Raw genomic sequence first — 26,038 nt, 5'->3', positions numbered from 1 at the left:
GCGTCTTCTGAAGCTTTTTAGAAAAAGCTTCACCAAAAACCTTTATAATTTCAGGGTGTTATCGATCCTGACTTTTCAAACAGTCTCTAAGTCATGAAAAATGCCGCCTTAATATAATAAAGGCGGCATCCAGAATATCTTTGGTTTCAGGGGGTAACTGGTTGAAGGGGTAGAACCAGCAGCCCGCTGAAATCGTTGGTCAAGCTTTTTCAAAAAGCCCTGCAAGATGCCGCCTTTTCAAAAGAAAGGGCGGCACAGGAACTTTTCTGTTTTCTTCTCAGTGGGGTATTTCAAGAACCTTGCCATTCCAGAGGGGCGGGAGGCCCTGATGGGGTTCAGTTTCGTGCCCCCGGTCGTGCATTGCGCCGCAGCCGCTTTTCACCCAGCAGCAAGAGCAGGGGGGCGGCGATGAAGATGGACGACGACGTCCCGACCACGATCCCGAACAGCATAACCCACGCAAAGCCCGAAAGGCTGGCCCCCCCGAACAGCGCGAGCGGCAGCGCGGCAAGGAACACCGTGGATGAGGTGCCCAGCGTGCGGCTCAGTGTTTCGTTGATCGACAGGTTGATCAGTTCCGCCAGTGGCATGGAACGATATTTACGCAGGTTTTCGCGGATGCGGTCATACACCACCACCTTGTCATTGGTGGAATAGCCAAGGATCGTCAGGATGGCCGCAACCATCACCAGATCGAATTCGAAATGGGTCAGCACAAGGAACCCGACCGCCTTGGTCAGGTCCAGCACAAGCGTGACCACGGCGCTGACCGCGAATTCCCACTCAAAACGGAACCAGATATAGGCAAGGATCATCAGAAGGCTGATGCCCAGTGCAAGCATGCCGTTGCGGAACAGTTCTGCCGAAACGGAGGCCCCGACTGCATCCGCGCGCAAAACCTGCGCGCCGGGGATCGTGCCGATGGCATGGCGCACGGCATCGACCATGCCCTGCGTTTCGGCTTCATGCGCGGGGTCGCTCTGCGGTGGGGTATCAAGGCGGATCAGCACATCATCGGGACCGCCAAAGGACTGCACCCCCACTGCCGTGACATGTTGTGTGGCCAGTGCCGCGCGGATGGCCGACACGTCAGCTGGTCCCTGCGTATGGGCTTCCACCACGATGCCGCCACGGAAATCAAGGCCGAGCGTCAGGCCCGGATGGAAGAACAGGATCAGGGACGCGACCGACAGCACGGCCGATGTCGCAAGCCCGATGAAGCGCCCGCGCATGAAGTCGATTTTCGTGCCACGGGGGACAAAACGCAAAAGGGGACGATCAAGGATCATGTCAGCGCGCCTCAGACCGGCAGGACTGTCGGACGGGTGCGCGCATACCAGCGCACCATCAGCATCCGTGACAGCACAAGGGTGGTAAACAGGGTCGTCACGATGCCGATCGTGATGGTCAGGGCAAAGCCCTTGACCGGCCCGGTTCCGAAAACGAACAGCATGACATGCGCAAGCAGCGCGGTGGCATTACTGTCGATGATGGTGGAGGTCGCGCGTTCAAAACCCGCCTGCATCGCCTGAAGTGCGGTGCGGCCACGTGCGATTTCCTCGCGGATGCGTTCATTGATCAGGATGTTGGCATCCACCGCCATGCCAAGGGTCAGCAGCATCCCCGCCATGCCCGGCAGCGTCAGCGTCGCTTCGAACATCGACAGGATGGCGATCATCAGCACCAGGTTGGCCATCAGCGCGATATTCGCATACCAGCCGAACCGGCCATAAAACAGGGCCATGAACGCGATCACGAGCACAAGCCCCGCCAGCAGGCTCATCGCGCCTGCCCGGATCGAATCGGCGCCCAGCGACGGCCCGATGGAGCGCTGCTCGATCACGTTCAGCGGCGCGGGCAGCGCGCCTGCGCGCAGCAGCAGCGCCATGTCGGTTGCCTGTTGCGCACTGAACCCGCCGGTGATCTGGCCCGAACCGCCGGTGATGGCGGTACGGATGACCGGGGCTTCGATCACCTTGTTATCCAGTACGATGGCGAAACGTTTGCCGACATTGGCGCGTGTAACCTCGCCAAACTGGCGCGCGCCGACGGAATCAAAGGTGAAGTTGACGGCCCATTCGCCGCTTTGCTGGTCAATGGAAGCCGATGCGTTCGTCAGGTCCGCGCCATCGACATCCACATGGGTGTAGATCGGCAGCGTGCCCTGTGAGGTCTCGCTCATCGGCACGATGGTCACGCCCGGCGGCGGCATGGCCGAACCGATTGCGGAATCCGCGACAAGGTGAAACGTCATCTTCGCCGTTGTGCCCAGAAGGTGCTTCACGCGCTCGGGGTCGCTGATACCTGGCAGTTCGACGATGATCCGGTCTTCGCCCTGACGGGTGATCTGCGGGTCGATGGCCCCGGTGGCGTCAATGCGGCGGCGCACGATCTCGATTGACTGTGTGATCGCATCGCGCGCGCGCTGGTGGCTGGCCTCGTCGGACAGGGCGACGGAAATCAGCCCATCGGGCGTCTGGGTCACGGTGAACTCTGACGGCACGTTCATCGGCATCGCCCGCAATGCCTTGAGGTCGGCTGCGGCTTCGGCCGGTGCGCGCGGGGCGAACGTCACCGCATGCGTGCCCGTTGTGAGGTTGCGATACCCCAGCCCGCCCTTCAGCAGTGTCTGGCGTGTTTCATCCGTCAGCGTCCGCAGCCGGTCGGAGGTGACGCTGTTCATGTCCACCTGCAACAGCAGATAGGACCCGCCGCGCAGGTCAAGCCCAAGGTGGACCTGCCGCCAGGGGATGGATTGCGCGGGCTGGCGCATGAAATTGGGCAGGCACAGCGCCAGGCCGATCAGGCATATGCCAATGACCGAAGCCATCTTGAGCCGACTATAATACATCATGACTGAAAGGAGTGCTCCCCACGCCCGGCCGCGGCCGGCTCCCTGTCTGTTGGTCTCGTATCTGTGGCGTCATGGCGTCATGGCGCATGACAACAGGGCGGGAACATGCCGGTCCACAGCGCAGGATGCAACCGCTGTTGCGGTGGTCGGGGTCATTGCGTTGCCGTTTTGTCGCATCCACGTGGGGTCTGGGGGCATGTCCACCCCCCATGCGTATTACCATATGCATCATCGGACGTGCGGGGAGCGCGGGTTGTGAAACGCGTCCATTCATGACACTGCTCGGACATGAAAAAGCATGGTGTGGAGCGGCGGTAATGATGCAGGCACGATCGGATGGCGCGATGGCGGGACGCCGCCTGCGGGTTGGAATCGCGGGCGCCGGGCATTTCGGGCGGTACCATGCGCTCAAGGTCGCGGCGTCCACGCGTGAAGCCCTGTCGGGCATTTATGATCCCGACCATGCGCGTGCCGAAAATGTCGGGCAGGAGGCCGGGGGCGCACCCGCGCTGTCCTATGCCCGCTTGCTGGAGGTTTCGGACGCCATCGTGGTGGCCGCACCCGCCGAATATCATTTCGACCTAGCGCAACAGGCGCTGGAGGCGGGGCGGCATGTGCTGGTGGAAAAGCCGATCGCCGCCACGCTGGAACAGGCCGACCGCCTTGCCGCGCTGGCCACCGGGCATGGGCTTGTGCTGCAGGTTGGCCATCTGCTGCGTTATTCGGCGGAACATCGCGCGATTACCGAACGTATTACCCGTCCCCTTTATATCGAGGCGACACGCATCGCGCCGTACAAGCCGCGTGGAACGGATGTGTCGGTCATTCTTGACCTGATGATCCATGACCTCGATCTTGTGCTGGCGATCGTGGACAGTCCCATCGCCAGTGTCGATGCATTGGGCGCCGCCGTCAGTTCAGAGCATGAGGACATCGCCAATGCCCGTGTCCGGTTTGAAAATGGTTGTGTCGCCACCATCACCGCCAGTCGCATTTCCCTCAAGACCGAGCGGCGCATGCGCCTGTTTTCGCAGGAAGGATATCTGTCGGCGGATTTCATGCGCCGCGAACTGACGATGATCGGGCGCAAAAGCGGCCTGCCCCTGCCGGGGACGGGTGGTTTCAGGCGACAGAGCGTGACATGGAACGACCATGACACGCTGGCGGCGGAACATGAGGCCTTTGCCGCGTCCTGCCTTGATGGCGCACCTGTTCTGGTGGATGCACAGGCCGGGCGGCGCGCACTTGCGGCGGCCCTTGCCGTGGGGCAGAGCATCGCCGATACCCGCGCGCGTATGGAGGTATCGGGACTGCTGCAGGGAGTGGATTAAGCGGTTATTCGGGGCGGCTTTTCAGGTTGTTTGAAAAAGCCCCCAAAATAACAATTGTTTTTTCAGTAGGTTATCGGTTTCATCGCATTCCGGGCAGTCTTTTGGAGACTGTTTGAAAAGTCAGGCGATATAACATCCTGAAATGATAAAGGTTTTTGGTGAAGCTTTTTTCTAAAAAGCTTCGAAAGACGTCGCCTTTTTTCAAAAAGGCGGCATCCAAAAACTTTTCCTGTTTTCTATCAACGAGTTGTTTTCAAACAGTCTCTTAGTTCGATTTCAGGGATTCACGGAGCATTTCAAGCTCCAGCCACCGTTCTTCCGCTGCCGTCAGCCTGGCCTGCGCGTCTTCCAGTTTCTGTGTCGTGCTGGTGAAGGCATTCGGGTCACGGGCATAAAGGCCAGGATCGGCAAGGACGGTGCGCAGGTGCTCGATCTCCGCCTCCATGTCCGCGATCTGTCCGGGCAGGCGTTCAAGCGCATGCTGGTCCTTGTATGACAGCTTACGGCTTGCCGGTTTTGTAACAGGGGCCTGCGTGGCCCGTGCCTTGGGCGGGGTGGGGGCAACATGCCGGGTGGCAAGGGTCGCATCCTGCCGTTGCGCCAGCATGTCGCTGTAGCCCCCGGCATATTCGATCCACTGCCCCGCGCCTTCCGCCATCAGGACGGAGGATGCGACACGGTCAAGGAAGTCACGGTCATGGCTGACCAGCAAGACAGTGCCCGAATATTCCGCAAGCATGTCCTGCAACAGGTCGAGTGTTTCAAGGTCAAGGTCGTTGGTCGGTTCGTCAAGAACCAGAAGGTTTGACGGCCGCGCCAGCGCACAGGCCAGCATCAGCCGCCCCCGTTCCCCCCCCGACAGGACGCCCACCGGCGTGCGGGCCTGTTCGGGGCGGAACATGAAATCCTTCATATATCCGATGACGTGGCGTTTTTCATGCCCGACCTGCACCATGTCGCCGCCCCCACCCGTCAGCGTGTCGGCAAGGGTGCTGTTGGGGTCAAGCTGCCTGCGCTGCTGGTCCAATGTGACGATGGACAGCGCCGTGCCAACCGTGACGGTACCACTGTCGGGCGTATCCAGCCCCGTCATCAGGCGCAGCAACGTACTCTTGCCCGCCCCGTTGGCCCCCACGATACCCAGCCTGTCGCCACGCAGGATACGCAGGTCGAGATCACGCACGATGTCGTGCGCGCCATAGGATTTGCACAGGTTTTCGGCAACGGATACCAGCTTGCCCGACAGTTCGGATTCCCGCGCTTCCATCCTTGCCCCGACGGCGGGCTTGATCGCTTCGCGCCGGGTCTGGCGCAGGGTGGCAAGTTCGGCCACACGGCGGACATTGCGCTTGCGCCGCGCCGTCACGCCATAACGCATCCAGTCTTCTTCACGCGCGATCTGGCGATCGAGCTTGTGTGCCTCGCGCTCTTCCTGCTCCAGCACCTCCTCGCGCCAGGTCTCGAACCTGGCAAAGCCGTGGTCAAGCCTGCGCGTGATCCCACGGTCCAGCCAGACGACCGAGCGCGACAGCGTTTCCAGCAGGCGCCGGTCATGGCTGATGATGACCATGGCCGAAGACAGCGACAGAAGTTCGCGTTCCAGCCATTCGATGGTCGGCATGTCGAGATGGTTTGTCGGTTCATCCAGCAGCAGCAGGTCAGGTTCCGGCGCCAGTGCGCGCGCCAGTGCGCAGCGTCGTGCCTCGCCCCCCGACAGGTTGGCCGGGTTTTCAAGCCCCGTCATGCCCAGTTCCGACAGAAGCGCCGTCGCCCGGTAATCCGGATCGCCCGGCCCCATGCCGGCCAGTACGTAATCCAGCGTCGTTTCAAACCCTGACAGGTCGGGTTCCTGCGGCAGGTAGCGCACGGTCGTGCCCGGTTGAAGGAAGCGTGTGCCAGAATCCGCCTGCAATTCGCCCGTGGCGATGCGCAGCAATGTCGATTTGCCGCAGCCATTGCGCCCGACAAGGCAGATGCGTTCGCCCGGCGCCACGCCAAAGCCCGCCCCGTCAAGGAGCGGCGCACCGCCGAGGGTCAGGGTGATATCCTGAAGGAGGAGAAGGGGAGGTAAGGCCATGCGCGTTTGTCACCTACTCCCGCCGCAGGCGCAAGGGGGACGATCACACCCGGCCGGGGCACGCCCAAGCGTCACATATCCCCAAACACACCCCTGTGGGATACATATTTATGGGACATGCGCACGGAACATATATTCCGTCAGGCAGGGGCGTTGGCCTGCTTTCACGCCGTGGTCCCGATCACCGCGTCAGTGTCCGCGACGGGTTCTATGGGCGCGTGTCAGCGTACGAGCGTTGCCGGGTGCGTGTTATCGGGCAACGGTGGCTTCGAGCGTCCGCAGGAATGCCTGCCCCCATCCCAGTGCGGTGCAGCCCTCCAGATGCGTGCGGCATGCCTGCCAGCGTTCGCGGCGTTCGGCCTTGGGCATGCCCAGCGCACGGTTCAGCGCATCGGCAAGGTCATCATGGTCCAGCGGATTGACCAGCAACGCCGCCTCCAGCTGCCGGGCGGCCCCGGCCATGCGCGACAGGATCAGAACACCCGGATCATCGGGGTCCTGTGCCGCAACATATTCCTTGGCCACCAGATTCATGCCGTCACGCAGCGGCGTGATATAACCGATCTGCGCCTGGCGCATGTAACCGGCCACGACACGGCGCGCGCTGCCGCGCGTCAGGAAACGCAGCGGGGTCCAGTCGGCCTGCCCGCGCTGTGCATTCAGCTTGCCGATCATCCCTTCGAGTTCCTGGCGCAATGCCCTGTAGGAGGGGACATCCACCCGGCTTTCAGCGGCAATCTGCAGGAACGTCACGTTGCGTTGCCATATGGGATAGCTTTCAAGCAGGCGGTCATAACCTGCCAGCCGGTCGCACAGGCCCTTGGTCGGGTCCATGCGATCCACCCCGAAAATCAGTTTCCGCCCGGCAAGGGAGGAACGCAGTTGCTTCAGTTCCGGGGCCTCTACTGCCTCGGCGGCGGTCCGGGCGAAGGCATCGGGGTCGATTTCCACCGCGAAGGAGCCAACGCGCACCGTATGCCCCTCAAACGACAGGGTATCGGGGGCAACCAGCCTGGCGCCTGCCGTGCGTTGTGCGGCAAAGATGAAATTGGCGGTATCGTCGCTGGTCTGGAAACCCAGAAGGTCCGCGCACAGCATGTCCCGCAGGAATGTGCCCCCGTCTGGTGCGATGGCCAGCATGTCTGGCGCGGGGAAGGGGGTATGCAAGAAGAAGCCGATCGGCATGTTGACCCCCTTGCGGCGCAGTTGCGCGGCAAGGGGCAGCAGGTGATAGTCGTGGATCCAGATCGTATCGTCGTCGCGCAGCAGCGGAAGCAGGTTTTCGCAGAACCGTTCGTTTACCGACCAGTAGGTCGAAAGTTCGCGGCGTTCGAAATGTATGAACTCCGGCAGGGAGTGCATCAGCGGCCACAGGGTCGAGTTGGAAAAGCCGGTATAGTAATGTTTGTGTTCGGCCGGTGTCAGGCCGATCGTGGCGTATTCGACCCCCCCTGCGTGCTGGATCTGTGGCGGGGTGGTTTCCGCATCCGCGCTGGTGGTGCCGTTCCACCCGAACCACATCCCGCCCTGCAGTGCGAGCAGGTCATGCAGCACAACCGCCAGCCCCCCGGGCCTCAGGCCCTCCTTGGGAACGGGGACGCGATTGGAGACGATGACCAGCCGTTTCATATTTTCCTCTTCCAATCTGTCCGGGCATCCCTGCCGGCGCGTAGGCCCGTTCCCGGCCGATGCGTTCCTTGCTGGCATGCGTGACCAAGGGTGCCATCACAATGTCGCAGGGGGCAGGCCCGACGCAAGGCGGTCGTCGTCATGCCTGTACCGCGCGACTGTTCTGCGTCCTGTCCCGGTGTTGTGGGGTGTTGCCCCACCCCATAGGCAGGAAGGGCCGGGCAGGGGCAAAGGCAACAGCAATATGCACACGCCCTGCCGTCCCGGTCGGTCCTGTGGGGATGGTGATCGACCGCAGGCAGTTAAAGGTCAGTCCAGTATGGTCGGCCCGGACGCGTTCATCAGGATTGCGGGTCCAAAACGCTGGTTTCAGGGGCGTTGCTTTCAAGTGGGCTGGTTCGGGGCGTGTTAGCTTAGGGGCAGGCCACCACTGACTGCCTGATACGTTGCGATCGCCAGTGTCAGGGGCTCAAACGGCTTGGTGATGACAAAGGCGGGTTCAATGCGTTCCCCCGTCAGCAGGCGTTCGGGATAGGCGGTGACGAAGATCACGGGAATGTTCTGCTGTTGCAGGATCTGCGATACGGCCGCCATGCCATCACCCCCCGCACCAAGGTTGATGTCGGCAAGGATGAGGCCGGGACGTGTGCGCGTCGCGATTTCGATGGCTTCCTTTTCCGTTGCGGCGACACCGGCGATCCTGTGTCCGCATTTATGGACCAGTTCTTCGATATCCATCGCGATGATGGGTTCGTCCTCGATGATCAGGACATTCGTCTGCGCGCATGAACGCAGGCCGGAATATGCATGTTCCAGCGTGACGCGCGCCGTATCTTCGTCCAATCCCAGAACGCGCGCCGCATCCGCAAGGCTCAGTTCCTCAAGTGCGGTCAGCAGCAGCAGTTGCCGGTCCAGTACTGTCAGCTCGCCAGTGGCGCACTGCGCGGTGGAAGACATGTAATGGCGCGATATCCATTGGTACAGGCGCAGGCGCGGGCGCAGGGTGGGATCATCGACGGCGATAAGTTCACGCAGACTCTCGGCCACGAGGAGATCCCCCCGTGACTGGCTGCCGGACAGCGCCCTTGCATAGCGTCTGGCGTAAGGAAGGGCGCGGAGCAGATCTTGACGCCGGGAAAGCGGCATGTGGACTTTATCCCCCCGAAGAAATTGTTACACCATAAACCATTACGGCGTTAGGCTGCCTGACCAAGGAGAGTTGAACACACTGACCCAGAGCATATCAGCCAATACGCAGAGCGTAACCCAACTGCGCAAGGAGATCATGTCTCTTTTGCCGCAATTGCGGGGCTTTGCCAGATTTTTGACCGCGGAGGTGTCCTCCGCCGATGATCTTGTGCAGGAAACGGTCCTGCGTGCGCTGGCCGCGCTGGATCAGTTCCAGCCGGGCACGAACCTGCGTGCGTGGCTTTATACCATCGCGCGCAACCTTTTTTATGAAACCGCGCGCAGGCGCAGGCGTGAACGTGATGTGATGTCTGATTACGCCGCAAGTCCCGACCTTGCGCGTTCCGACGCACCCGCCAGCCGTGGCGATGACCTGCGCGACCTTGATGGGGTGATATGGCGGCTGACGCCCCGCCTGCGCGAGGCGCTGTTGCTGGTGGGGGTGCAGGAAATGACCTATGCGGAGGCGGCGGACGTATGCGGCGTAAGCGTCGGCACGGTCAAGGCGCGGGTGTCGCGCGCGCGGGCGCAGATCATGGTCATGGTGAACGCCGCGCGTGATGGCGCGGCAATGCCCGATCTGTCCGGTATGTCCCCACACGACGATCCCCCGGAATAAGGGGCAGGGGACGGCCGCTTTGGCACCATGGGGCATGGGGCGGGCTACAACTCACGGTTATGTTACAATGCGGATGCAACCCTTTTCCCGGCCCGTTCATTGGACGGGTATGAAAGGGGACAAGACAATGACAAATGACTTTCACGACCAGGTGATAGCACTCCTGCCCCGACTGCGGGTTCAGGCCCTGTCCTTGACGCGTAACCGCGCGGCTGCTGATGACCTTGTGCAGGACGCCGTGTGCAACGCGCTGTCCGCGCAGCACAGCTTTACCCCCGGAACGAACTTTCCCGCATGGATGCACCGTATCCTGCGCAACCGCTTTATCTCCGACCTGCGCAAGAAGCGCGAAACCGGCGATATCGAGGATGTTCCCACCGCAGCGCTGGCATGCAGCGGCGCGCATGAGGAACGCCTTGCGGTCAAGGAACTGGCCAGCGCGATGGACCGCCTGCCCGCCGATCAGCGCGAGGCGCTGGTGATGGTTGTCATGCAGGGCATGAGCTACGAGGAGCTTGCCGAAGCCAGCGGATGCGCCGTTGGCACCGCCAAGAGCCGCGTTTTCCGCGCCCGCCGCCAGCTTGAGACATGGCTTGAAGGTGAGGAGCAGAGCACGGAGACGGTGCGCCTGCGTGGAGTCGTCGCCCGCCTGCGTCAGGGGGGCGACGCCCGCGACGAGCTTCGCTCGCGCTAGGGGTATTGGTTACCAATTCTTAAAAATGGCACTTTGAATTGTGATCAAAATGTGGCACGGGAGGAGGCGGGGTCTTGGTTGTTCCCGACTTCTTTCGGAAAATAGATTGCAACTGCGATGCTTATCCGAAGTTTGTGGGTAGATGAATATAAGCTTCGGGATGATGAGATGCCGTTAAAGGAGAACTGTCCTCCTAGGCAACAACCAGATAAAAAAAGCAAAAACAGTTCGGATGATGCATTCGAACTGTGGTTGAAGCGGGGACTGCACCAATTGTTCGATGATGTGGCCAACGAACCGGTACCTGACGAACTGCTGCGCTTGATAGAAAACGACCGCGAGCGTAAAAAATAGATGAACACCATGTTCCGCCGTTCCGCCCCCAGGAATGGCGAGGGCAGGTCGTACCGCACCCTTCTTCGTATCGGGCGCATGTTCGATGCGGTGCGGGTGCGGATGATGGCCATCATCCTGTTCGCGGCAATGCCCATCGCCCTGATCGGCGCGGTGCAGGCATGGCGTAATTATCACAAGACACTCGCCGCCCCCGGTTATCGTACCGACATGACGCTGGAGCGCGTCAACCTCGAAATCCGTCATGAGGTCGATGACCTTGGCAGCATGCTGCGTGTCGTCGGCCATATGGCGCTTGATGACGAAGGTATCCGGCGCATGCTGGAACTGGCGCAGTCCCTGACGGGGCATCATTATGACCAGATCGCGCTGGTGGATGCGTTGGGCAACATCGTGACGCAGGTGGGGCGGACAGAGGGCGCGCATCGCCTTGTCCTTGACGACATGCCTCGTTTCCAGGGGGACGTGCGGGTCTCCTATATCAATGGCGGGGCGGAGTCCCACAACCTTCCCATCGCCTTTCGCGTGACCGTTGCAACCATGATCGGCGATGGCAGCGGCCACCTTGCCCGTAGCGGGTTCCTGACGGCCATCATGCCGCTGTCATGGGCGGACCGGAAGCTGCGTCCGGGTGATCCCCGGCTTGATATCGTCGTGCGCGACAATCCGGTTGCGATATGGGTGCTCAACCCCGACGGGTCCGCCGCCGCCCCCCTGTGCGGGGATTGCGACTGGCCCCTGATGCCGTCGGCCATGCTGCTGGGGCGGGTGCAGCGGATCATGCGCAATGGGCATGACCATGCGCGTGGCACCCTGCCTGATGGCGCCTTCTCCCTTGGCCGGGTGGAAGGTGGTGTGTTCGTGCTGGCGGCGACACGGCGCAATGCAAAGGAACGCCATGCGGTGCTGATGTTCGCCATTGCGCTGGTCAGCAGCGGGCTGCTGTTGCTGACAGGATTGCTGGGTGCTTCGAAAAGCGCGGATGTGCTGATTGTCTCTCCCCTGCGCAAGCTCACCGCGTCGGTCAATCTGTGGCAGCTTGGCGGTGTGTATGATGTGCGTTCCAACTGGGCGATGCCGTTCGAGGTGCGCCAGCTTGCCCATGCCTTCAGCAAGGCGACACGCCGCCTGGCGCGCCATGAACGTCGGCTGGAACGTGCGGCCGTGCGGCAGGAGCTGCTGCTTAAGGAAATGCACCACCGGGTCAAGAATAACCTGCAGATCGTGGCCTCCCTGCTGAACCTGCAGGCCGGGCGTATCACGCAGCCCGCCGCGCGGGAGGAGTTCGCGCAGGCGCGTGACCGTGTGCGCGCGCTGGCGACGCTGCATCGGTATCTGTACGCCGAAGGTGGGTTGTACAACCTGAATATGCAGAGTTTCGTGCGTGAACTGTGCGGTCAGATCATGCATGCGATCGGGGAGGCGGATGACGGGCGCATCACCCTTGATATCCAGGTGGAAGACCTGCTGATGGTTCCTGATCAGGCGGTGCCGCTGGCCCTGATCGTGACGGAGGCGGTTAGTAATACCATAAAATACGCCTTCCCCGATGGTGCGCGCGGCACGTTGGAGGTCGGGTTGCGTCAGGTGGACAAGATGCGCGCCTGCCTGTGGATCGCCGATGACGGCGTGGGCATGGCGGCGGGGCGCGTACGGCGCGGAAACGAGGAACGCAGTGGCATCGGGCTACAGCTTATCCGTGGTTTCGCCCGGCAACTGGGGGGGGAGTTGCAGATGTTCGAGGAAAACGGCACGCGTTATGTGCTGGTGTTCGTCCTGCAGCAGCCCGAACCCGATCAGGATGATATCTGAGGGGTAAAAATTGCATGGCTGCCCCATGCCAGCGTTACACCCCCATGGGGCCTGATGACTGTCCCTGATCCGGTTCATTCGGTATAGGGAGCGATCATGAGTGATGACAAGACAGTGATGAAGGCGTGGACGCGGGCGCAGTCACGTCTGGGGCGCAGGCAGGCCATGCCGGTTGTGTGCCTTGGCCTGATCTCCAGCATGCTGGGCGCGGGGCAGGTATGGTGCGTGGCCAATGTGCTGGGCCATGTGCTGCTGCCGTCCGGTGCGGGGATATCTGCGCAATGGTCCCTGATGGGGCTGGTGGTCGCAGCGGTGCTGCGCGCCGTGTGCCAGGCGCTTTCGGACATCGCGGCGGCACGCGCGGGCATGCATGCCCGCAGGCGGCTGCGTGGCGATGTCGTGTCTTCCATCCTTAATGGCGGTCCCGCCCTGCTGCGTCAGCATCACAGCGGCGCGCTGACGGCGCTGACGGTGGACCGGATCGAGGCGCTTGACGGTTTCTTCGCCCGCTGGCTGCCTGCATCCGTGCTGTGGATGGCCGCGCCCTTCATCCTTGGTGTCATCGCCGCTTTCGTGCAGCCCGGCTCGGCGCTGGTCATGGCGTTGTGCGGGATCGCAGTGCCATTCGGGCAGGCGCTTTTCGGGATCGGGGCGGCTGTTGCCTCACGCAACCAGTTCCTTGCGATGCAGCGGTTACAGGCGCGCTTTCTTGACCGTGTGCGCGGGATTGCGACCATCGTGCTGGCCGGGCGGACGGAGGACGAGGCACGCAGGCTGGCTGCTTCCGCCGATGACCTGCGGCGGCGCACGATGAAGGTGCTGCGTGTGGCGTTCCTGTCTTCGGCATCCATCGACTGTGCCATGGTCGTGGCCTTGGTGGTCATTGCGCTGCGCAACGGGGCGGCGCTGCTGGCGCTGCACCAGTCGGGGGCACCGGCGGCGCAGATGACGGAAACGGCGGTACGCGCCCTGTTCGTGGTGCTTCTGGTGCCGGAATTCTTTGCGCCGTTCCGCGGGCTGGCGCTGGCGTATCAGGATCGTGCCCATGCCTCTGGCGCTGCGGCGGCGATGCTGGCACTGCCGTCCGCAACCCAGGTCCGCGCGGCGGAGGAGACGGTCCTTGACGCAGGTGGACACCACGGTGTTGGCGTGCTTTTCGAACATGTCGATTTCACATGGGATGCCGCGCGCGGCCCCACCCTGCGTGATGTCAGCTTTAGTGTGCCCGCCGGTCAGACGGTGATCCTTGCCGGGCCTTCAGGTTCGGGCAAGTCGAGCCTGATTGAAATGCTGCTTGGCTTCATTGCCCCGGCGCGGGGACGGGTGCTGCTGAATGATACGGACATCACGACGATCCTGCCGCAGGCGTTGAGCGAGATGATCTCATGGATCGGGCAGAAGCCGGTCCTGTTTGCGGGTACCTTGCGCGAAAATATCCTGTTCGCCCGTCCCGACGCGGACGAAGGCGCGGTGCAGGCGGCGATCCGTGCCGCGTCGGTTGATCGCTTTGCCGAAGAGCTGCCACAGGGACTGGAAACCCGTATCGGCGAAGGTGGGTTCGGCCTGTCGGGTGGGCAGGCACAGCGCATCGCGATTGCGCGGGCTTTCCTCAAGGACGCGCCGCTGCTGCTGCTGGATGAACCGACATCGCATCTCGACCCCGCGACGGAGGCGGACGTCTTCGACTGCCTGCGCAGGTTGGCGCAGGGCAGGACGGTCATCCTTGCCAGCCATTCGGCGGCGGTGGGCACCTTTACGGGGCAACGGGTCGATCTTGACCATGGACAGGTGATTTCAGGGGAAACGGCGGCATGATGCGTTCGCGCACGGAACATCGTCACCATACCGGCCGGCGGGGGCATGTCCTTGCGCCTGTCCTGACGATCCTGTCGATCTGGAGGCTGCGCGCGCCGTTGCTGACGGCGGGGTGCATCCTGTCGCTGCTGGCGCTGTTATGTGGCCTGTTGCTGACGCGCGAGGCGGGGATACGTGTCGCGGGCATGGCGATGGGCGGCATCGTGATTACGGTTGCGGCACTGCGTGTGCTTGGCATCGCCCGTGTTGTCATGCGTTATGTGGAACGCCTGGTGACACATGACGCGATGTTCCGCGCGCTGGCGGATGTGCGTGTGTGGTTTTTCCGCCATCTGGCGCGGGGTGCGGCGGCGGGGCTTGGTTTCCGTCGTGCGGGCGACCTGCTGTCGCGGCTGGTGTCGGATGTGGAGACGCTGGACGGTCTGTATCTGCGCATCTTCGTGCCGCTGGCTGGGGCGCTGCTGGTGCTGCCGTTCCTGTTCATTGCAATCAATCTGGTCAATTCGCCGCTGGCCATCGCCATTACCGTGCTGTTCGCACTGGGGGCGTTCGTACTGCCCGCATGTGCCGCCGTGCTGGCGCGGCGTGAGGGCGGGCTGGTCAACCACCATGCCGCACAATTGCGTATTGGTGTGCTGGACATGGTCAGCGGCCTGCGTGAAATCCGGACTTTTGGGGCCGAAGGGCGCATGCTGGCGCATGTCACGGCGCGTGACGACGCCCTGTTCCGCGCACAGATGCGCCAGTCACGTGCGCTCGCGCTTGCAGGGATGGCATCCTATCTGTGTGGGCAGGCGGCGGTGGTCGTGGTGCTTGCGGCGGCGCTGGGTATCGGCGGCATGGGGCCGCTGGCCCCGCTGCCTGCGGCAGGTGTGCTGTTCCTGACGGTTGCGGCATTCGAAAGCATCGGCGGCCTGACCCGTGCCGGTGCGCTGGCGGGAAATGTGACGCGCGCGGCAGAGCGTGTGGTGGCCGTTGATATCCCCCCTCATGCGGCAATCGCGCAGGGGAATGCCCCGGCCCCGGCGGGTACGGATATCCGGTTTGAAAACATCCATTTCCGTTGGGACAGCGATCGTGTGCCGGTATTCGACGGCCTGTCGCTGGATATTCCCGCAGGCAGCCGTGTGGCCGTGCTGGGACCGTCGGGGGCGGGCAAGTCCACGCTGGCGGCACTGTTGCTGAAGGTCGTGTCCCCGGACGCGGGGCGTGTGCTGCTGGGTGGGGTTGATATCGCGACCATCGGTGATGATGCACTGCGCCAGCGCATGGCGTGGCTGTCGCAGGCAACGCACCTGTTCGAGGATACGATTCGTGCAAACCTTCTGCTTGGGCGGCCCGATGCCTCTGATGATGATTTGTGGGTCGCGCTGGACCGGGCGCGGGTGGGGGATCTGGTGCGTGACATGCCCGAGGGGCTTGAGACATGGCTTGGCGAAGGGGGCGCGCGTGTTTCCGGCGGGCAGGGACGGCGCATCGCGCTGGCGCGGACCCTCCTGTCGCAGGCGCCGATCCTGATCCTTGATGAACCCGCCACCGGGCTGGATGCCGGGACGGAGCAGGAATTCCTGCGCACCCTGAACGAAGTGACGCAGGGACGCACCGTCATCCTGATCGCCCATCGTTTGACAGGGGTGGAAGAACTGGATCAGGTATGGCGTATTTCTGGCGGTCATGCCGTCACGACAGCGCAGTAATGGGCGTCGTGTGGCCGGAAAGGATTGACGCAGGCAGGCGCAGCGGGCACGAAGTAGCGGAAATTAGGGGTCATATCGTACCTGCGTAACAATAATGGGGCGCGGCCGCGACGATCCCGTGTAAAATATATTTTTATCAGGAGTGGTCCATCATGCGTCGCCTGTCTCTCCTTTTGGGTCTTGGTCTTCTGGCGGGTTGCGCGGGGGGACATCCCGCGAAGTTCGTTGTCTTCTTTACCCAGAATTCCACCCAGCTCGACACCCCTGCCCAGGCGGTCATTTCCCAGGCGGCGCAGCGCGCGCTGGCGCATAATGCCACGGTCCGCGTCGAAGGTTATGCCGCGGCGTCCAAGGATCTGTCGGCTGATGAACTGCTGGCGATCGACCGCGCCAAGATCGTGGCCCGCCAGCTTGCCGTTGATGGCGTGGATGCCAGCCGCATCCGCCAGCAGCCCCGTGGCCCCGTGAATAACGAGGACGGCGCCCTTGCATCCCGTCGTGTCGAGATCGAGGTCGTCCGCAACTGATCCCCGCCGCAATGAGGCCGCCGGTGACGTGGGCCCTGCATGTGGTGGCGGGTCTGTGACGATGGCTGCGGATATCGACATGTCCCCGCGCGGCATATTGTCGCGTGTCTTTGGCTTCCCTGATTTTCGCGGCCTGCAACAGCAGGCGGTGGATCAGGTCATGGCGGGGCAGGACTGCCTCGTCCTGATGCCGACCGGTGGCGGCAAGAGTGTCTGTTACCAGGTGCCCGCGCTCAGTCGCCCGGGCACCGGTCTTGTCATCTCCCCCCTGATCGCATTGATGGACGATCAGGTCGCGGCCCTGCGCCAGCTTGGCGTCAATGCCGGCGCCCTGCATTCGGAGCAGGAGGCCGATGACGCGGCGCGCGTCCGTTCGGACCTTGCGTCGGGGCGGCTGGATATCCTGTATGTCTCGCCCGAGCGGCTGCTGTCGCCGGGAATGCTCGAACGTCTCTCGCGTCTGACATTGTCGGTCATCGCGATTGACGAAGCGCACTGCATTTCCGCGTGGGGGCATGAATTCCGTCCCGAATACCGCGCGCTTGCGACCCTGCCGGACCATTTCCCCGGTGTGCCACGCATCGCGCTGACCGCGACGGCTGACCCGCGCACGCAAAGCGATATCCTCGAAGCCCTGGCGATGCCTGATGCCACGGTGCTGAAGGCAAGTTTCCATCGCCCCAACCTTGATGTCGTGGTGCGTCCCAAAACATCGGAAATGCGCCAGCTTGTCGGCATCCTTGACCGGCACAAAGGGGAGGCGGGCATCGTCTATTGCGGCAGTCGCAACAAGACGGAGCGGATTGCAAAATCCCTGTGCGATCGCGGCTATGTCGCGCTGGCGTTCCATGCGGGCCTGTCACCGGTGGAAAAGCGCGCCGCCCTGATGCGGTTCCGTTCGGGGGAGGCCGTCATCATCGTGGCCACCATTGCGTTCGGCATGGGAATCGACCGTCCTGATGTCCGCACGGTCGTGCATCTGGACATGCCATCCTCGCCCGAGGGATATTATCAGCAGATCGGTCGCGCCGGGCGTGATGGGGAGGCAGCCGAAACCGTGCTGCTGTACGGGGGGGACGATATCGCCCGTGCCCGTTACTGGCTGGAACAGTCAAATGCCCCCGAGGCCCAGCGCCGGATCATGAGCGCCCGGCTGGAGGCGATGATTGCCCTGGCCGAGACGACAGGATGTCGGACAGAGGCGCTGTTGGCATGTTTCGGCGAACGGCTGGAACAGCCTTGCGGGCATTGTGACAACTGCCGCAACCCCGCAGTGACATTTGATGGTACGGTTGCGGCGCAGAAAGTGCTGTCGGCCATTTATCGCACGGGGCAGCGTTTCGGGGCGGTACATGTGGCTGCCGTCCTGCGTGGCAAGACGTCCGACATGGCCACACGGCATGGCCATGACCGGCTGAGTGTCTATGGCATTGGCAAGGACCGGCCGGAGGCCTTCTGGCGTGGTGTGATCCGGCAGTTGATTGCCCGTGGCGCGATTCGTGTGAGTGGCGAATATAATGCGCTTTCCCTTGACGAAGCACGGGCGCGTCCCATCCTGAGGGGGGAGGAGGTTGTCTCCCTGCGCGAGGATGCGACCGATGACCTGCGTGCGGCGGCGGCAGGGGAACGACGTGGCGGCAGCGGCCGGTTCGATCCCGACACGCTTGCGCCAGAGGTGGCGGCGGTGTTTCGCGCGCTCAAGGCGTGGCGGCTGGGGGAGGCGCGGGAACAGGAAATCCCGCCTTATGTGATTTTCCACGATGCCGTGCTGCATGACATCGCACAGGAACATCCCACCAGCCTGCATGAACTTGGCACCATAAAGGGGGTCGGGTCGTCAAAGCTGGAACGTTATGGCGATGCGGTGTTGCAGGTCCTGTCCGAAACGCCACTGACCTGATGGGGCGAAAGTAACATCCTGCGATCAGGATGAAGTTCTTGGCGGTGCTTTTTGAAAACAGCGTCCGGCATCGTCGTATTTTTTTGAAATGGGGTGTGCGGGAACTGTTATTACTGTTTTCAATGCGTTATTTTGAAACAGTTTCCAATGGATGATGAATGTGCGTGCCCACAGGGATCCTTGGGGCGCGGCATTCCTGCCTGAATTGAGTGGTTGCCATGCGTTGTCCGTTTTGTGGACATGAAGATACCCAGGTCAAGGACAGCCGCCCGCATGAGGATGGGGCCGCGATCCGCAGGCGCCGCATCTGTGCATCATGTGGGCAGCGTTTCACGACGATAGAACGGATTCAGTTACGTGACCTTATCGTCGTCAAGGCCGATGGCAGGCGCGTGCCGTTTGAACGTGACAAGCTGGCCCGTTCCGTACGCATCGCCCTGCGCAAGCGCCCGGTGGACGAGGAGCGTATCGAACGTATCGTCAATGGCCTTGTCCGTCATCTTGAGGCGGCGGGAGAGCCGGATATCCTCTCGGTCGATATCGGGCGCAGGGTGATGGAAACTTTGCGGGAAGTCGATTCGGTTGCTTATATCCGCTTTGCCAGCGTGCATTGGGATTTCAGGGAAACCAAGGATTTCGCCGCGATACTGGAGACGATCTCCACCTCGGTTGCGGCGGATACGGCCCCACGGGAAGGGGATGACCCGCCAATAGGGGACAAATGACGGCGAAAGCCTATGGACCCCATGCGCCAAAGAGGCGATGAAGCCCAGCATTGCGCACGACGCCCGACAGGCAGGAGAGAGTTGAGATGACACAGACAGGCGCCCCCGCCCCCGATGACACCCCCCGTAACGACAGGAACAGGTCACGCACGGCATCGCGTGTGGGCGCGGTGCAGGCCCTGTTCCAGATCGAGCAGGGGGGCGATAACGCCGAAAATGTGGTGTCGCAGTTCACCCATCACCGCCTGCCGACCGGTAAGACGTCGCTGGGTTATGCCGAAGGGCAGGTGCCCGATGCCGATATACGCCTGTTTACCGCCATCGTGCGGGGCAGTGTGGCCCGGCAGGCGGATATCGACGCGATGGTGGCGGATGTCCTGCCTGCCTCCTGGCCGATGGATCGCCTTGATCCCGTGCTGCGCGCGCTGCTGCGTGCGGCGGGCGGGGAACTGACGGCGCAGGACCCGGCACCCAGCCGCGTGATCATCAATGAATACATGGATGTCGCGCACGGTTTCTTCTCTGGTGACGAACCGCGCATGTTGAATGGCGTTCTCGATGCGATGTCACGCCGTATCGCGGGGACGGATGCTGCGCCTGCGACTCCGGTGCCCGGTGCGGAACCTTCGGCCATCTGAGTCACATACGCGACGGCACGGGGGCGCAGGGAGGGACAAGGCGATGTCCAGTCACCCAACAGGGGAAACAGGTGCCGTGCCTGCGGAATTCGGCTTTATCGGGCGCATCTTCCGCCCTCTGGCGGGTGAAGGTGCGCTCGACCTGCGGGATGATGCCGCCGTCATGACCCCGCCCCCGGGGCGCGAAATGGTGATGGCCGTCGATGCAATGGTCGAGGGCGTGCATTTCCTGTCCGATGACCCTGCCGACACGGTGGGGCGCAAGCTGTTGCGCTGTAACCTGTCCGATCTTGCCGCCATGGATGCGACGCCGCTGGGCTATCTGCTAACGGTGGCGCGGCCCCGGCATCTTGCGGAGGCATGGTTTGAGGCCTTTGCAGGGGGGCTGCGTGTGGATCAGGATGCATACGGGCTTGGCCTGCTGGGCGGGGATACGACCTCAACCCCGGGGCCTGTGGTGCTGTCGCTGACGATCGTGGGGCATGTGGCCCCCGGATGCGCGCTGCGCCGCACGACGGCGCGTGCGGGCGACGGACTGTGGGTGACGGGCACCATCGGTGATGGGGCGCTGGGGCTGCTGGCGCTGCGTGGACAGGTACCGGATCCCGACCATGCCCTTGCCGCGCGCTATCGCCTGCCATGCCCGCGTCTGGGGCTTGGGTTGCATGGCATTGCCTCGGCCGCGATGGATGTTTCGGACGGCCTGGTACAGGATGCCGGCCATCTGGCGCGGGAAAGCGGGCTGGGCGTGGTGATCGAGGTCGATCAGGTGCCGCTGTCCGATGCCGCGCGGGCGGCGGGGCCGCAATGGCGCGAAACCTGCCTGACGGGTGGCGATGACTATGAACTGCTGCTGGCGGTGCCACCTGATCATGAACAGGCCCTGTTGGCGCGTGGCCGCCATCACGGGGTGCGTATGACGCGCATCGGACGGTTCGTCGATCCTACGACTGGGACCGGTGTCAAATTATATGATGCGCAGGGGAATGTGGTGAAAGTCGCGCGGACAGGGTGGAGCCATCTTTAGCCGCCATGTGGCTGGCGGGCGTCCTGAAGCGGTGATCTGACAGGCATGATCTCCAACATCAGCGGCTCTTGGTGACGCTTTTTTCCCAACTGCCGCGCGCCATGCTGCATGTGGGGAAATACACTCCCGCCCCGCGACCCCTATCGGTTTATGATATATTATTTCAAAGGGCCGCCGGGATCGTGATGGGCGATGGGAATGGGGTCTGTGGCCTACAGGTCATCATCCGTCAGGGGACGGTCATATACGCGGTAACGTTTGTAGGGATGCGGCGTGATCCGTTCGATCAGGCGGCGGATCGGCAGGTTGCTTTCCAGAACCCAGCCAAGTTCCACCGTGCGGTAAGGCAGGGTACGACCGCGCTTCATCAGTTCGGAAATCGCCAGTGCGGGCATGATCGCGCCAAGTGCCGTACCCTCCAGCCGGGAACTGACGCCCAGCAGGATGACGCGCGCGGAATGGAATTCATGCCGCAGGAGTCGCTTGCCGAGTTTCAGCCACCCCACCGGTGACGGCGCACCGCCAAGATCGGCGGAGATGTCATAGACATTGGGCACCACCAGCGCGAAGGCCACCGGGTCGCCATCCTGTTCGATCAGGACATAATGTTCGGGCTTCAGCAGGGGGCGAAGCTCGCTGATCATGCCGTTCATCTCGTCACGGGTCAGCGGGAGGGAACCCCAGTTGTTGCGCCATGCGTCATTATAAAGCCGACGCAGGGTTTCCCCTTCTTCGTGCAGGCGGCTCATGTCCAGCCCGCGTGTGGTGATGCTGCCCAGCCGGCCTTCGCCCATCTTCAGGCTGGAGGGGACAAGGTGCGCTTCCTCCGCATCGGGGCCGGTGAAGATGCGGTAGGCGAGGAGGTCTTCGCGCCGGATCATGCCGCATGCTTCCATCATGGCGGGCATCCAGTGCGGGTGCCACGGCATGGCCACCATGGGCAGTTCGTGCTGCCCCTCGATCATCATCCCGAACTCGCCATTGCTGTTGGGCGTCTGGGGGCCGCGCATGACCTTCATCCCGCGTTCACGCAGCCATGTCGCCGCCGCGTCGATCAGTGCGGAAACAACGCCAAGGTCGTCCACCGCGTCCAGCGCCCCGAAGAAGCCGACCTGTTCACCGATATGGTCGATGGCGACGGGGTCGATCTGTGCAGAGATGCGGCCCACGGCCTGTCCGTTACGGGTTGCAAGGAAATACTGCGCCTGCCCCCGGCGGAAAAACGGGTTGCGGGTGGGCAGCAGCAGGTCGCGCTGCACCATGTCAAGCGGTGCCACATATCCCGGCAGCCCTGCATAAAGCAGGCGCGGTAACTGGATGAAGGTGGTCATCTGACGAAAACCGGAAACGGGAATAATGACAAGTTGGTCGGCTTCGTTCATGACCTGTCCGCAGCTTCCTGACTGTGCTGGCGTCAACCGTTGCCGCGCCGGGGCATGGCGTGGCGGAGATGCCCGCGAGTGGTGTAGAAGGTTGAATAACCCGTTCGTTGTGCTGATGGCACAAAATGGTGGTGGAAAGGAAGACAGACAATGGAATCACAGCCCAGCCAGACCATGAACGGGGCCCCCGGACGGGCGCTGATTACAGGTGCGTCGGGGGGGATCGGCGCGGAACTGGCGCGGCTTTATGCACGACGGGGATGGAATCTTGTGCTGTGGGGTCGGGATGCGACCCGGCTGGAGGCAATTGCGCGGGACTGTCGCCAATGTGGCGTGGATGTCATGGTGCGTGCGCTTGACCTGCAGGACGGGCGTGCCGCCATCGCTGCCTATCGCGAGGATGACGCGAGCATGCCCATCGACCTTGCGATCCTTGCGGCGGGGCTTGGCGACATGAAAACACCGGACGAGGTGACCGAAAAGGCGGAGATGGTGCTCGAACTCGGGCTGGTTAATTATGCCACGCCGTCCGCCATGGCCGCCGCGGCGGCAGAGGCCATGGTCCGGCGCCGGCGCGGGCATATCGTTCTGGTGGGGTCGGTTGCGGCCTTTCATGCCATCCCGTTCGCCGCCGCCTATTCCGGGTCCAAGGCCGGGCTGAAGCGTTTTTCGGAATCGCTGCATATGGCGCTTGCACCGCATGGCGTGGGGGTGACGCTGGTATCGCCCGGATTTGTCGATACGGCGATGAGCCGCCGTGTGGTGGGATTCAAGCCATGTTTGCAGACCCCGGCCGCCGCCGCGCGACAGATTGCCGGGGCGGTGGAACGCGGGCAGGCGCATCTGGTGTTCCCGTTCCTGTTTTCCATCCTGCGTCTGGTGGATGTCATCGTGCCATGGCCGCTGAAGCGATGGATATTGTCGCGACTGAAGGCCGGGCAGGTGCCGCGTGAGCAGATATCCCAATAACGGGCAGGAAAAGTAATATTATTGTGATATTGTGCCGGAATTGATGGGATAACGTGACTTTTATCAATGTCATTCGTTCCCCCCTGCCGTAGCTGGGGGCGTAACCCATGATTATTTTAGAGGATCTGATTTGACGGGGACGGGGCCTGCGACGTTTCATGCCGTACGCAACCCCTGCACCCCCGAAATAAGATTGCCTGCTGACTGCGGAGAGTGATCCCACATGAAAGAAATCGTAGCCGTCGATATCGGGGGAACCCATGCGCGTTTCGCGCTGGCCCACGTGGAAGGCGGCCGTGTCGTCAGCCTTGGCGAGGCGACGACCCTGAAATGTGCCGAACATGCCAGCCTGCAACTGGCGTGGGAGGCGTTCGGTCGTGTGGTGGGACGTCCCCTGCCACGTGCGGCGGGCATTGCCGTGGCCTGTCCCATCAAGGGCGATATCCTGAAGCTGACGAATAACCCATGGGTCATCCAGCCCGCGCAGCTTGGGGCCAAGCTCAGTATTGACGAACATGTGCTGGTCAATGATTTCGGTGCCGTCGCGCATGCCGTGGCACAGGTTGGCGAAGAAAGCCTGCAACATGTCTGCGGCCCGGATATCCCCCTGCCCAAGGAGGGGATCATCACGATCGTGGGGCCAGGCACCGGGCTGGGTTCGGCCTATGTCGTGCGGCGCAAGGGTGGCTATTTCGTGTGCGAGACCGAGGGGGGGCATATAGATTTCTCCCCGCTTGATCAGTTCGAGGACCGTATCCTTCAACTTCTGCGTCTGCGTTATCGGCGGGTGTCGGTCGAACGCGTGGTGTCGGGGCCGGGTCTTGCCAACCTGTATGAGGCGATTGCGGAAATCGGCAACCTGCCGGTGCGCACACGTGATGACAAGACATTGTGGACCATGGCGCTTGATGGCAGCGATCATGTCGCGGGGGCCGCGCTGGAGCGGTTCTGCCTGTCGCTGGGCACGGTTGCGGGCGACCTGGCGCTGGCGCAGGGCGGCGGCAGTGTCGTCATCGCCGGTGGCCTGGGCCTACGTCTGGCCAAGCATCTCGGCGCTTCGGGCTTTGCAGAGCGGTTTGTGGCCAAGGGACGCTTCGAAAGCCTGATGGCTGCGATGCCGGTCAAGCTGATTACTTATCCCCAGCCTGGACTGCTTGGCGCGGCAGCCGCGTTTGCCGAAGCCTATCGCGATACTACGGCCTGAAGACAGCTCTCTTTACCATCCGACGTCAGATGCGTCAGGAACGGGCGGTGGGGATCATCCTGCCGCCCTTTTTTATGGCAGGTTTGGGGATGGTGCAGTCTGAAAACAGTGCAAAAAACAAGAGTTTTCCTGAAACCGGGAGAGATTGGAAAACCACTTTTTGTTAGAGACTGTTTGAAAAGTCAGACTCGATAACAAACTGAAATTATAAAGGTTTTTTGGTGAAGCTTTTTCTAAAAAGCTTCAGAAGACGCTGCTTTTTCGATCGAAAGGTAGCACCCAAAAACCTTTCCTGTCGTCAGGATTTCTCCTGATCGTTCCTGCTATATCATCATATGGGCTTTGTTATTATCGCACCTGATATAATTTATTGTAGGGATGGGTGTCTGTGAACATGCCTGTTCTGGTGGGGGCTGCGGCGCGGACGGGTGCCAACCCTTCTTCATCAGGTGCGCAGTTGGTACGGAAACGATAGAAGTGTCAGGACAAGCCGATGGAGAAGACCCGATGAACCTCAAGCCAATCCTTGATGCCTATGCCGCGCTGTCCGCGCAGATGGACCAGAGTTCCAGTGGTGTGCTGGAAATTGCGGCCTTGTTGAAAGAGGGCGCAAAGAACCAGGACCCGCAGGCAGTCGCCTGCATGAAGCTGGTGCAGGAGCTTGCAGCCTCGCATGAGGCTGAGCACCAGAAACTTGCGGGATTGTGGCGTGAACTCAGCACGGCTATCCCCACCTTGCCGAAATATCCCGAAGATGGCGTCAACGGTGTCGCGGTGGAACAGGCGCAGTCCCCACGGCTGGGGCTGAGGTCATTTTTTGACGGGCTGATGGATGGCTTTGATCCCAAGCCCTGATGCACGGCCAATGCCACCTGTCGCCAGATTGCGGCGCTCAGGTGGCATGATCTTCAGGTATGTACCAGCCGGTCGCGGAACAGCTTGCGGATTTTCGCGATCTTGGGCGGGATGACTGCACTGCAGTAAGGGTTGCCGGGATTTTTGGCGAAATAGTCCTGGTGATAGGTTTCAGCAGGATAGAAATGCTCCAGCGGAACAATCTGCGTTACGATGGGATCGGGCCACAGCTTTTGCGCCGTCAGTTCCGCACACACCTGATGGGCGATCTGTGCCTGTTCAGTGGACAGGGTAAAAATGGCGGAGCGGTACTGCGTGCCGACATCGTTTCCCTGCCGGTTCAGGGTCGTGGGATTGTGCAGGACAAAAAACATGCCCAGCAGGTCGCGATAGGACAGGATGGCAGGATCGAATTCGATCCGCACGACCTCCGCATGTCCTGTTCTGCCGGTACAGACCGCTTCATAAGTCGGGTCGGGCATATCGCCACCGGCATAGCCCGGTTCGATAGAAAGCACACCGCGTATTTCACGCAAGGGGGCTTCGATACACCAGAAGCATCCACCGGCCAGAACGGCTGTCTCTGTCTTGTGCTGTGTCATGGGGGGCTTCCTGCCTTGCCTTGAAAACAATAAAGATGTCTGGTGAAGCGTTTTTCAAAAAGCGTCAAAGGACGCCTTGTTCCTCAAAAGAGTCCCACCATAAACACCTGATTTTCATCGAACGGCCGTTTTCGAACCG

Annotated in this window: 22 protein-coding genes; 15 read left to right on the top strand and 7 right to left on the bottom strand. The window is 62.0% G+C overall.

Translation table 11 applies throughout. From position 1 onward, the window contains the following. Positions 1-335 precede the first annotated feature (335 nt). Positions 336-1,289 (bottom strand): protein translocase subunit SecF, encoded by a 954-nt coding sequence (gene secF / locus IFJ82_RS11875; protein ID WP_192264724.1) that lies wholly within the window; start codon positions 1,287-1,289, stop codon positions 336-338. Between the two features lie 11 nt (positions 1,290-1,300). After that, positions 1,301-2,854, bottom strand: a complete 1,554-nt coding sequence (secD, locus tag IFJ82_RS11870) for a protein translocase subunit SecD (protein ID WP_192264722.1) — start codon at positions 2,852-2,854, stop codon at positions 1,301-1,303. A 344-nt stretch (positions 2,855-3,198) separates the two neighbouring features. Here secD and IFJ82_RS11865 point away from each other — a divergent pair, with 344 nt between their 5' ends. Further along, entirely contained in the window at positions 3,199-4,185 is a 987-nt protein-coding gene (locus IFJ82_RS11865) for a Gfo/Idh/MocA family protein (RefSeq protein ID WP_174805753.1), read from the top strand. 265 nt (positions 4,186-4,450) lie between these two features. Here the strand turns inward: IFJ82_RS11865 and IFJ82_RS11860 are convergent, their stop codons facing one another. The 3 genes from IFJ82_RS11860 to IFJ82_RS11850 all read right to left on the bottom strand — a co-directional run bounded on the left by IFJ82_RS11860 (position 4,451) and on the right by IFJ82_RS11850 (position 9,037). Then, positions 4,451-6,262 carry an ABC-F family ATP-binding cassette domain-containing protein gene (locus tag IFJ82_RS11860; RefSeq protein ID WP_192264720.1) on the bottom strand — a complete coding sequence of 604 codons (1,812 nt, stop codon included), beginning with the start codon at positions 6,260-6,262 and terminating at the stop codon, positions 4,451-4,453. Between the two features lie 249 nt (positions 6,263-6,511). Next, the gene (locus tag IFJ82_RS11855; RefSeq protein ID WP_040511677.1) at positions 6,512-7,891 is read right to left on the bottom strand and encodes an alpha,alpha-trehalose-phosphate synthase (UDP-forming); all 1,380 of its coding nucleotides are present in this window, start codon (positions 7,889-7,891) and stop codon (positions 6,512-6,514) included. A gap of 408 nt (positions 7,892-8,299) precedes the next feature. After that, positions 8,300-9,037: a response regulator gene (locus IFJ82_RS11850; RefSeq protein WP_003618344.1), complete on the bottom strand. Its 738-nt coding sequence runs from the start codon at positions 9,035-9,037 to the stop codon at positions 8,300-8,302. A gap of 124 nt (positions 9,038-9,161) precedes the next feature. On the opposite strand from IFJ82_RS11850, the gene IFJ82_RS11845 reads away from it, so the two are divergent. The 11 genes from IFJ82_RS11845 to thiL all read left to right on the top strand — a co-directional run bounded on the left by IFJ82_RS11845 (position 9,162) and on the right by thiL (position 20,887). Next, complete coding sequence (locus tag IFJ82_RS11845; protein WP_075632130.1) at positions 9,162-9,698, top strand: sigma-70 family RNA polymerase sigma factor; 537 nt, start codon at positions 9,162-9,164, stop codon at positions 9,696-9,698. A 127-nt stretch (positions 9,699-9,825) separates the two neighbouring features. Beyond that, positions 9,826-10,392, top strand: coding sequence for a sigma-70 family RNA polymerase sigma factor (locus IFJ82_RS11840; protein ID WP_192264711.1), 567 nt, complete (start codon positions 9,826-9,828; stop codon positions 10,390-10,392). A gap of 168 nt (positions 10,393-10,560) precedes the next feature. Then, on the top strand, positions 10,561-10,746 hold the full coding sequence (locus IFJ82_RS11835) for a NepR family anti-sigma factor (protein ID WP_040511681.1): 186 nt from the start codon (positions 10,561-10,563) through the stop codon (positions 10,744-10,746). Next, positions 10,747-12,558, top strand: a complete 1,812-nt coding sequence (locus IFJ82_RS11830; RefSeq protein WP_003618348.1) for a sensor histidine kinase — start codon at positions 10,747-10,749, stop codon at positions 12,556-12,558. It begins immediately after the preceding gene. A 96-nt stretch (positions 12,559-12,654) separates the two neighbouring features. Further along, positions 12,655-14,373, top strand: coding sequence for a thiol reductant ABC exporter subunit CydD (cydD, locus tag IFJ82_RS11825; RefSeq protein WP_192264709.1), 1,719 nt, complete (start codon positions 12,655-12,657; stop codon positions 14,371-14,373). Next, positions 14,373-16,070, top strand: coding sequence for a thiol reductant ABC exporter subunit CydC (cydC, locus tag IFJ82_RS11820; RefSeq protein WP_192266524.1), 1,698 nt, complete (start codon positions 14,373-14,375; stop codon positions 16,068-16,070). Before cydD ends, cydC begins: the two co-directional genes overlap by 1 nt. Before the next feature lie 152 nt (positions 16,071-16,222). Next, positions 16,223-16,597, top strand: a complete 375-nt coding sequence (locus IFJ82_RS11815; RefSeq protein ID WP_003618351.1) for an OmpA family protein — start codon at positions 16,223-16,225, stop codon at positions 16,595-16,597. Positions 16,598-16,658: 61 nt separating this feature from the next. After that, positions 16,659-18,497, top strand: a complete 1,839-nt coding sequence (recQ, locus tag IFJ82_RS11810) for a DNA helicase RecQ (RefSeq protein ID WP_075624181.1) — start codon at positions 16,659-16,661, stop codon at positions 18,495-18,497. Positions 18,498-18,715: 218 nt separating this feature from the next. Further along, positions 18,716-19,222, top strand: a complete 507-nt coding sequence (gene nrdR / locus IFJ82_RS11805; protein ID WP_003618354.1) for a transcriptional regulator NrdR — start codon at positions 18,716-18,718, stop codon at positions 19,220-19,222. 86 nt (positions 19,223-19,308) lie between these two features. Next, positions 19,309-19,860 (top strand): transcription antitermination factor NusB, encoded by a 552-nt coding sequence (gene nusB / locus IFJ82_RS11800; RefSeq protein WP_062808723.1) that lies wholly within the window; start codon positions 19,309-19,311, stop codon positions 19,858-19,860. A 43-nt stretch (positions 19,861-19,903) separates the two neighbouring features. Further along, positions 19,904-20,887 carry a thiamine-phosphate kinase gene (gene thiL, locus IFJ82_RS11795; protein WP_192264708.1) on the top strand — a complete coding sequence of 328 codons (984 nt, stop codon included), beginning with the start codon at positions 19,904-19,906 and terminating at the stop codon, positions 20,885-20,887. Between the two features lie 212 nt (positions 20,888-21,099). On the opposite strand, the gene IFJ82_RS11790 is transcribed toward thiL, so the two are convergent. Beyond that, positions 21,100-22,269 (bottom strand): hypothetical protein, encoded by a 1,170-nt coding sequence (locus IFJ82_RS11790; RefSeq protein WP_062808725.1) that lies wholly within the window; start codon positions 22,267-22,269, stop codon positions 21,100-21,102. 150 nt (positions 22,270-22,419) lie between these two features. On the opposite strand from IFJ82_RS11790, the gene IFJ82_RS11785 reads away from it, so the two are divergent. The 3 genes from IFJ82_RS11785 to IFJ82_RS11775 all read left to right on the top strand — a co-directional run bounded on the left by IFJ82_RS11785 (position 22,420) and on the right by IFJ82_RS11775 (position 25,297). Further along, positions 22,420-23,238, top strand: a complete 819-nt coding sequence (locus IFJ82_RS11785; protein WP_192264706.1) for an SDR family NAD(P)-dependent oxidoreductase — start codon at positions 22,420-22,422, stop codon at positions 23,236-23,238. 223 nt (positions 23,239-23,461) lie between these two features. Next, on the top strand, positions 23,462-24,442 hold the full coding sequence (gene glk / locus IFJ82_RS11780; RefSeq protein ID WP_192264704.1) for a glucokinase: 981 nt from the start codon (positions 23,462-23,464) through the stop codon (positions 24,440-24,442). A 477-nt stretch (positions 24,443-24,919) separates the two neighbouring features. Further along, entirely contained in the window at positions 24,920-25,297 is a 378-nt protein-coding gene (locus tag IFJ82_RS11775; protein WP_139312473.1) for a hypothetical protein, read from the top strand. A gap of 53 nt (positions 25,298-25,350) precedes the next feature. Here IFJ82_RS11775 and msrA read toward each other — a convergent pair whose 3' ends face one another. Further along, complete coding sequence (gene msrA, locus IFJ82_RS11770) at positions 25,351-25,899, bottom strand: peptide-methionine (S)-S-oxide reductase MsrA (RefSeq protein WP_075594958.1); 549 nt, start codon at positions 25,897-25,899, stop codon at positions 25,351-25,353. Positions 25,900-26,038 lie beyond the last annotated feature (139 nt).

Origin of the sequence: Novacetimonas hansenii (assembly GCF_014843995.1) — a bacterium.
Classification (GTDB): Bacteria; Pseudomonadota; Alphaproteobacteria; order Acetobacterales; family Acetobacteraceae; genus Novacetimonas; species Novacetimonas hansenii.
The sequence above is the reverse complement of the archived record's forward strand: the minus strand, read 5'-3'. Positions and strand labels throughout refer to the sequence as shown.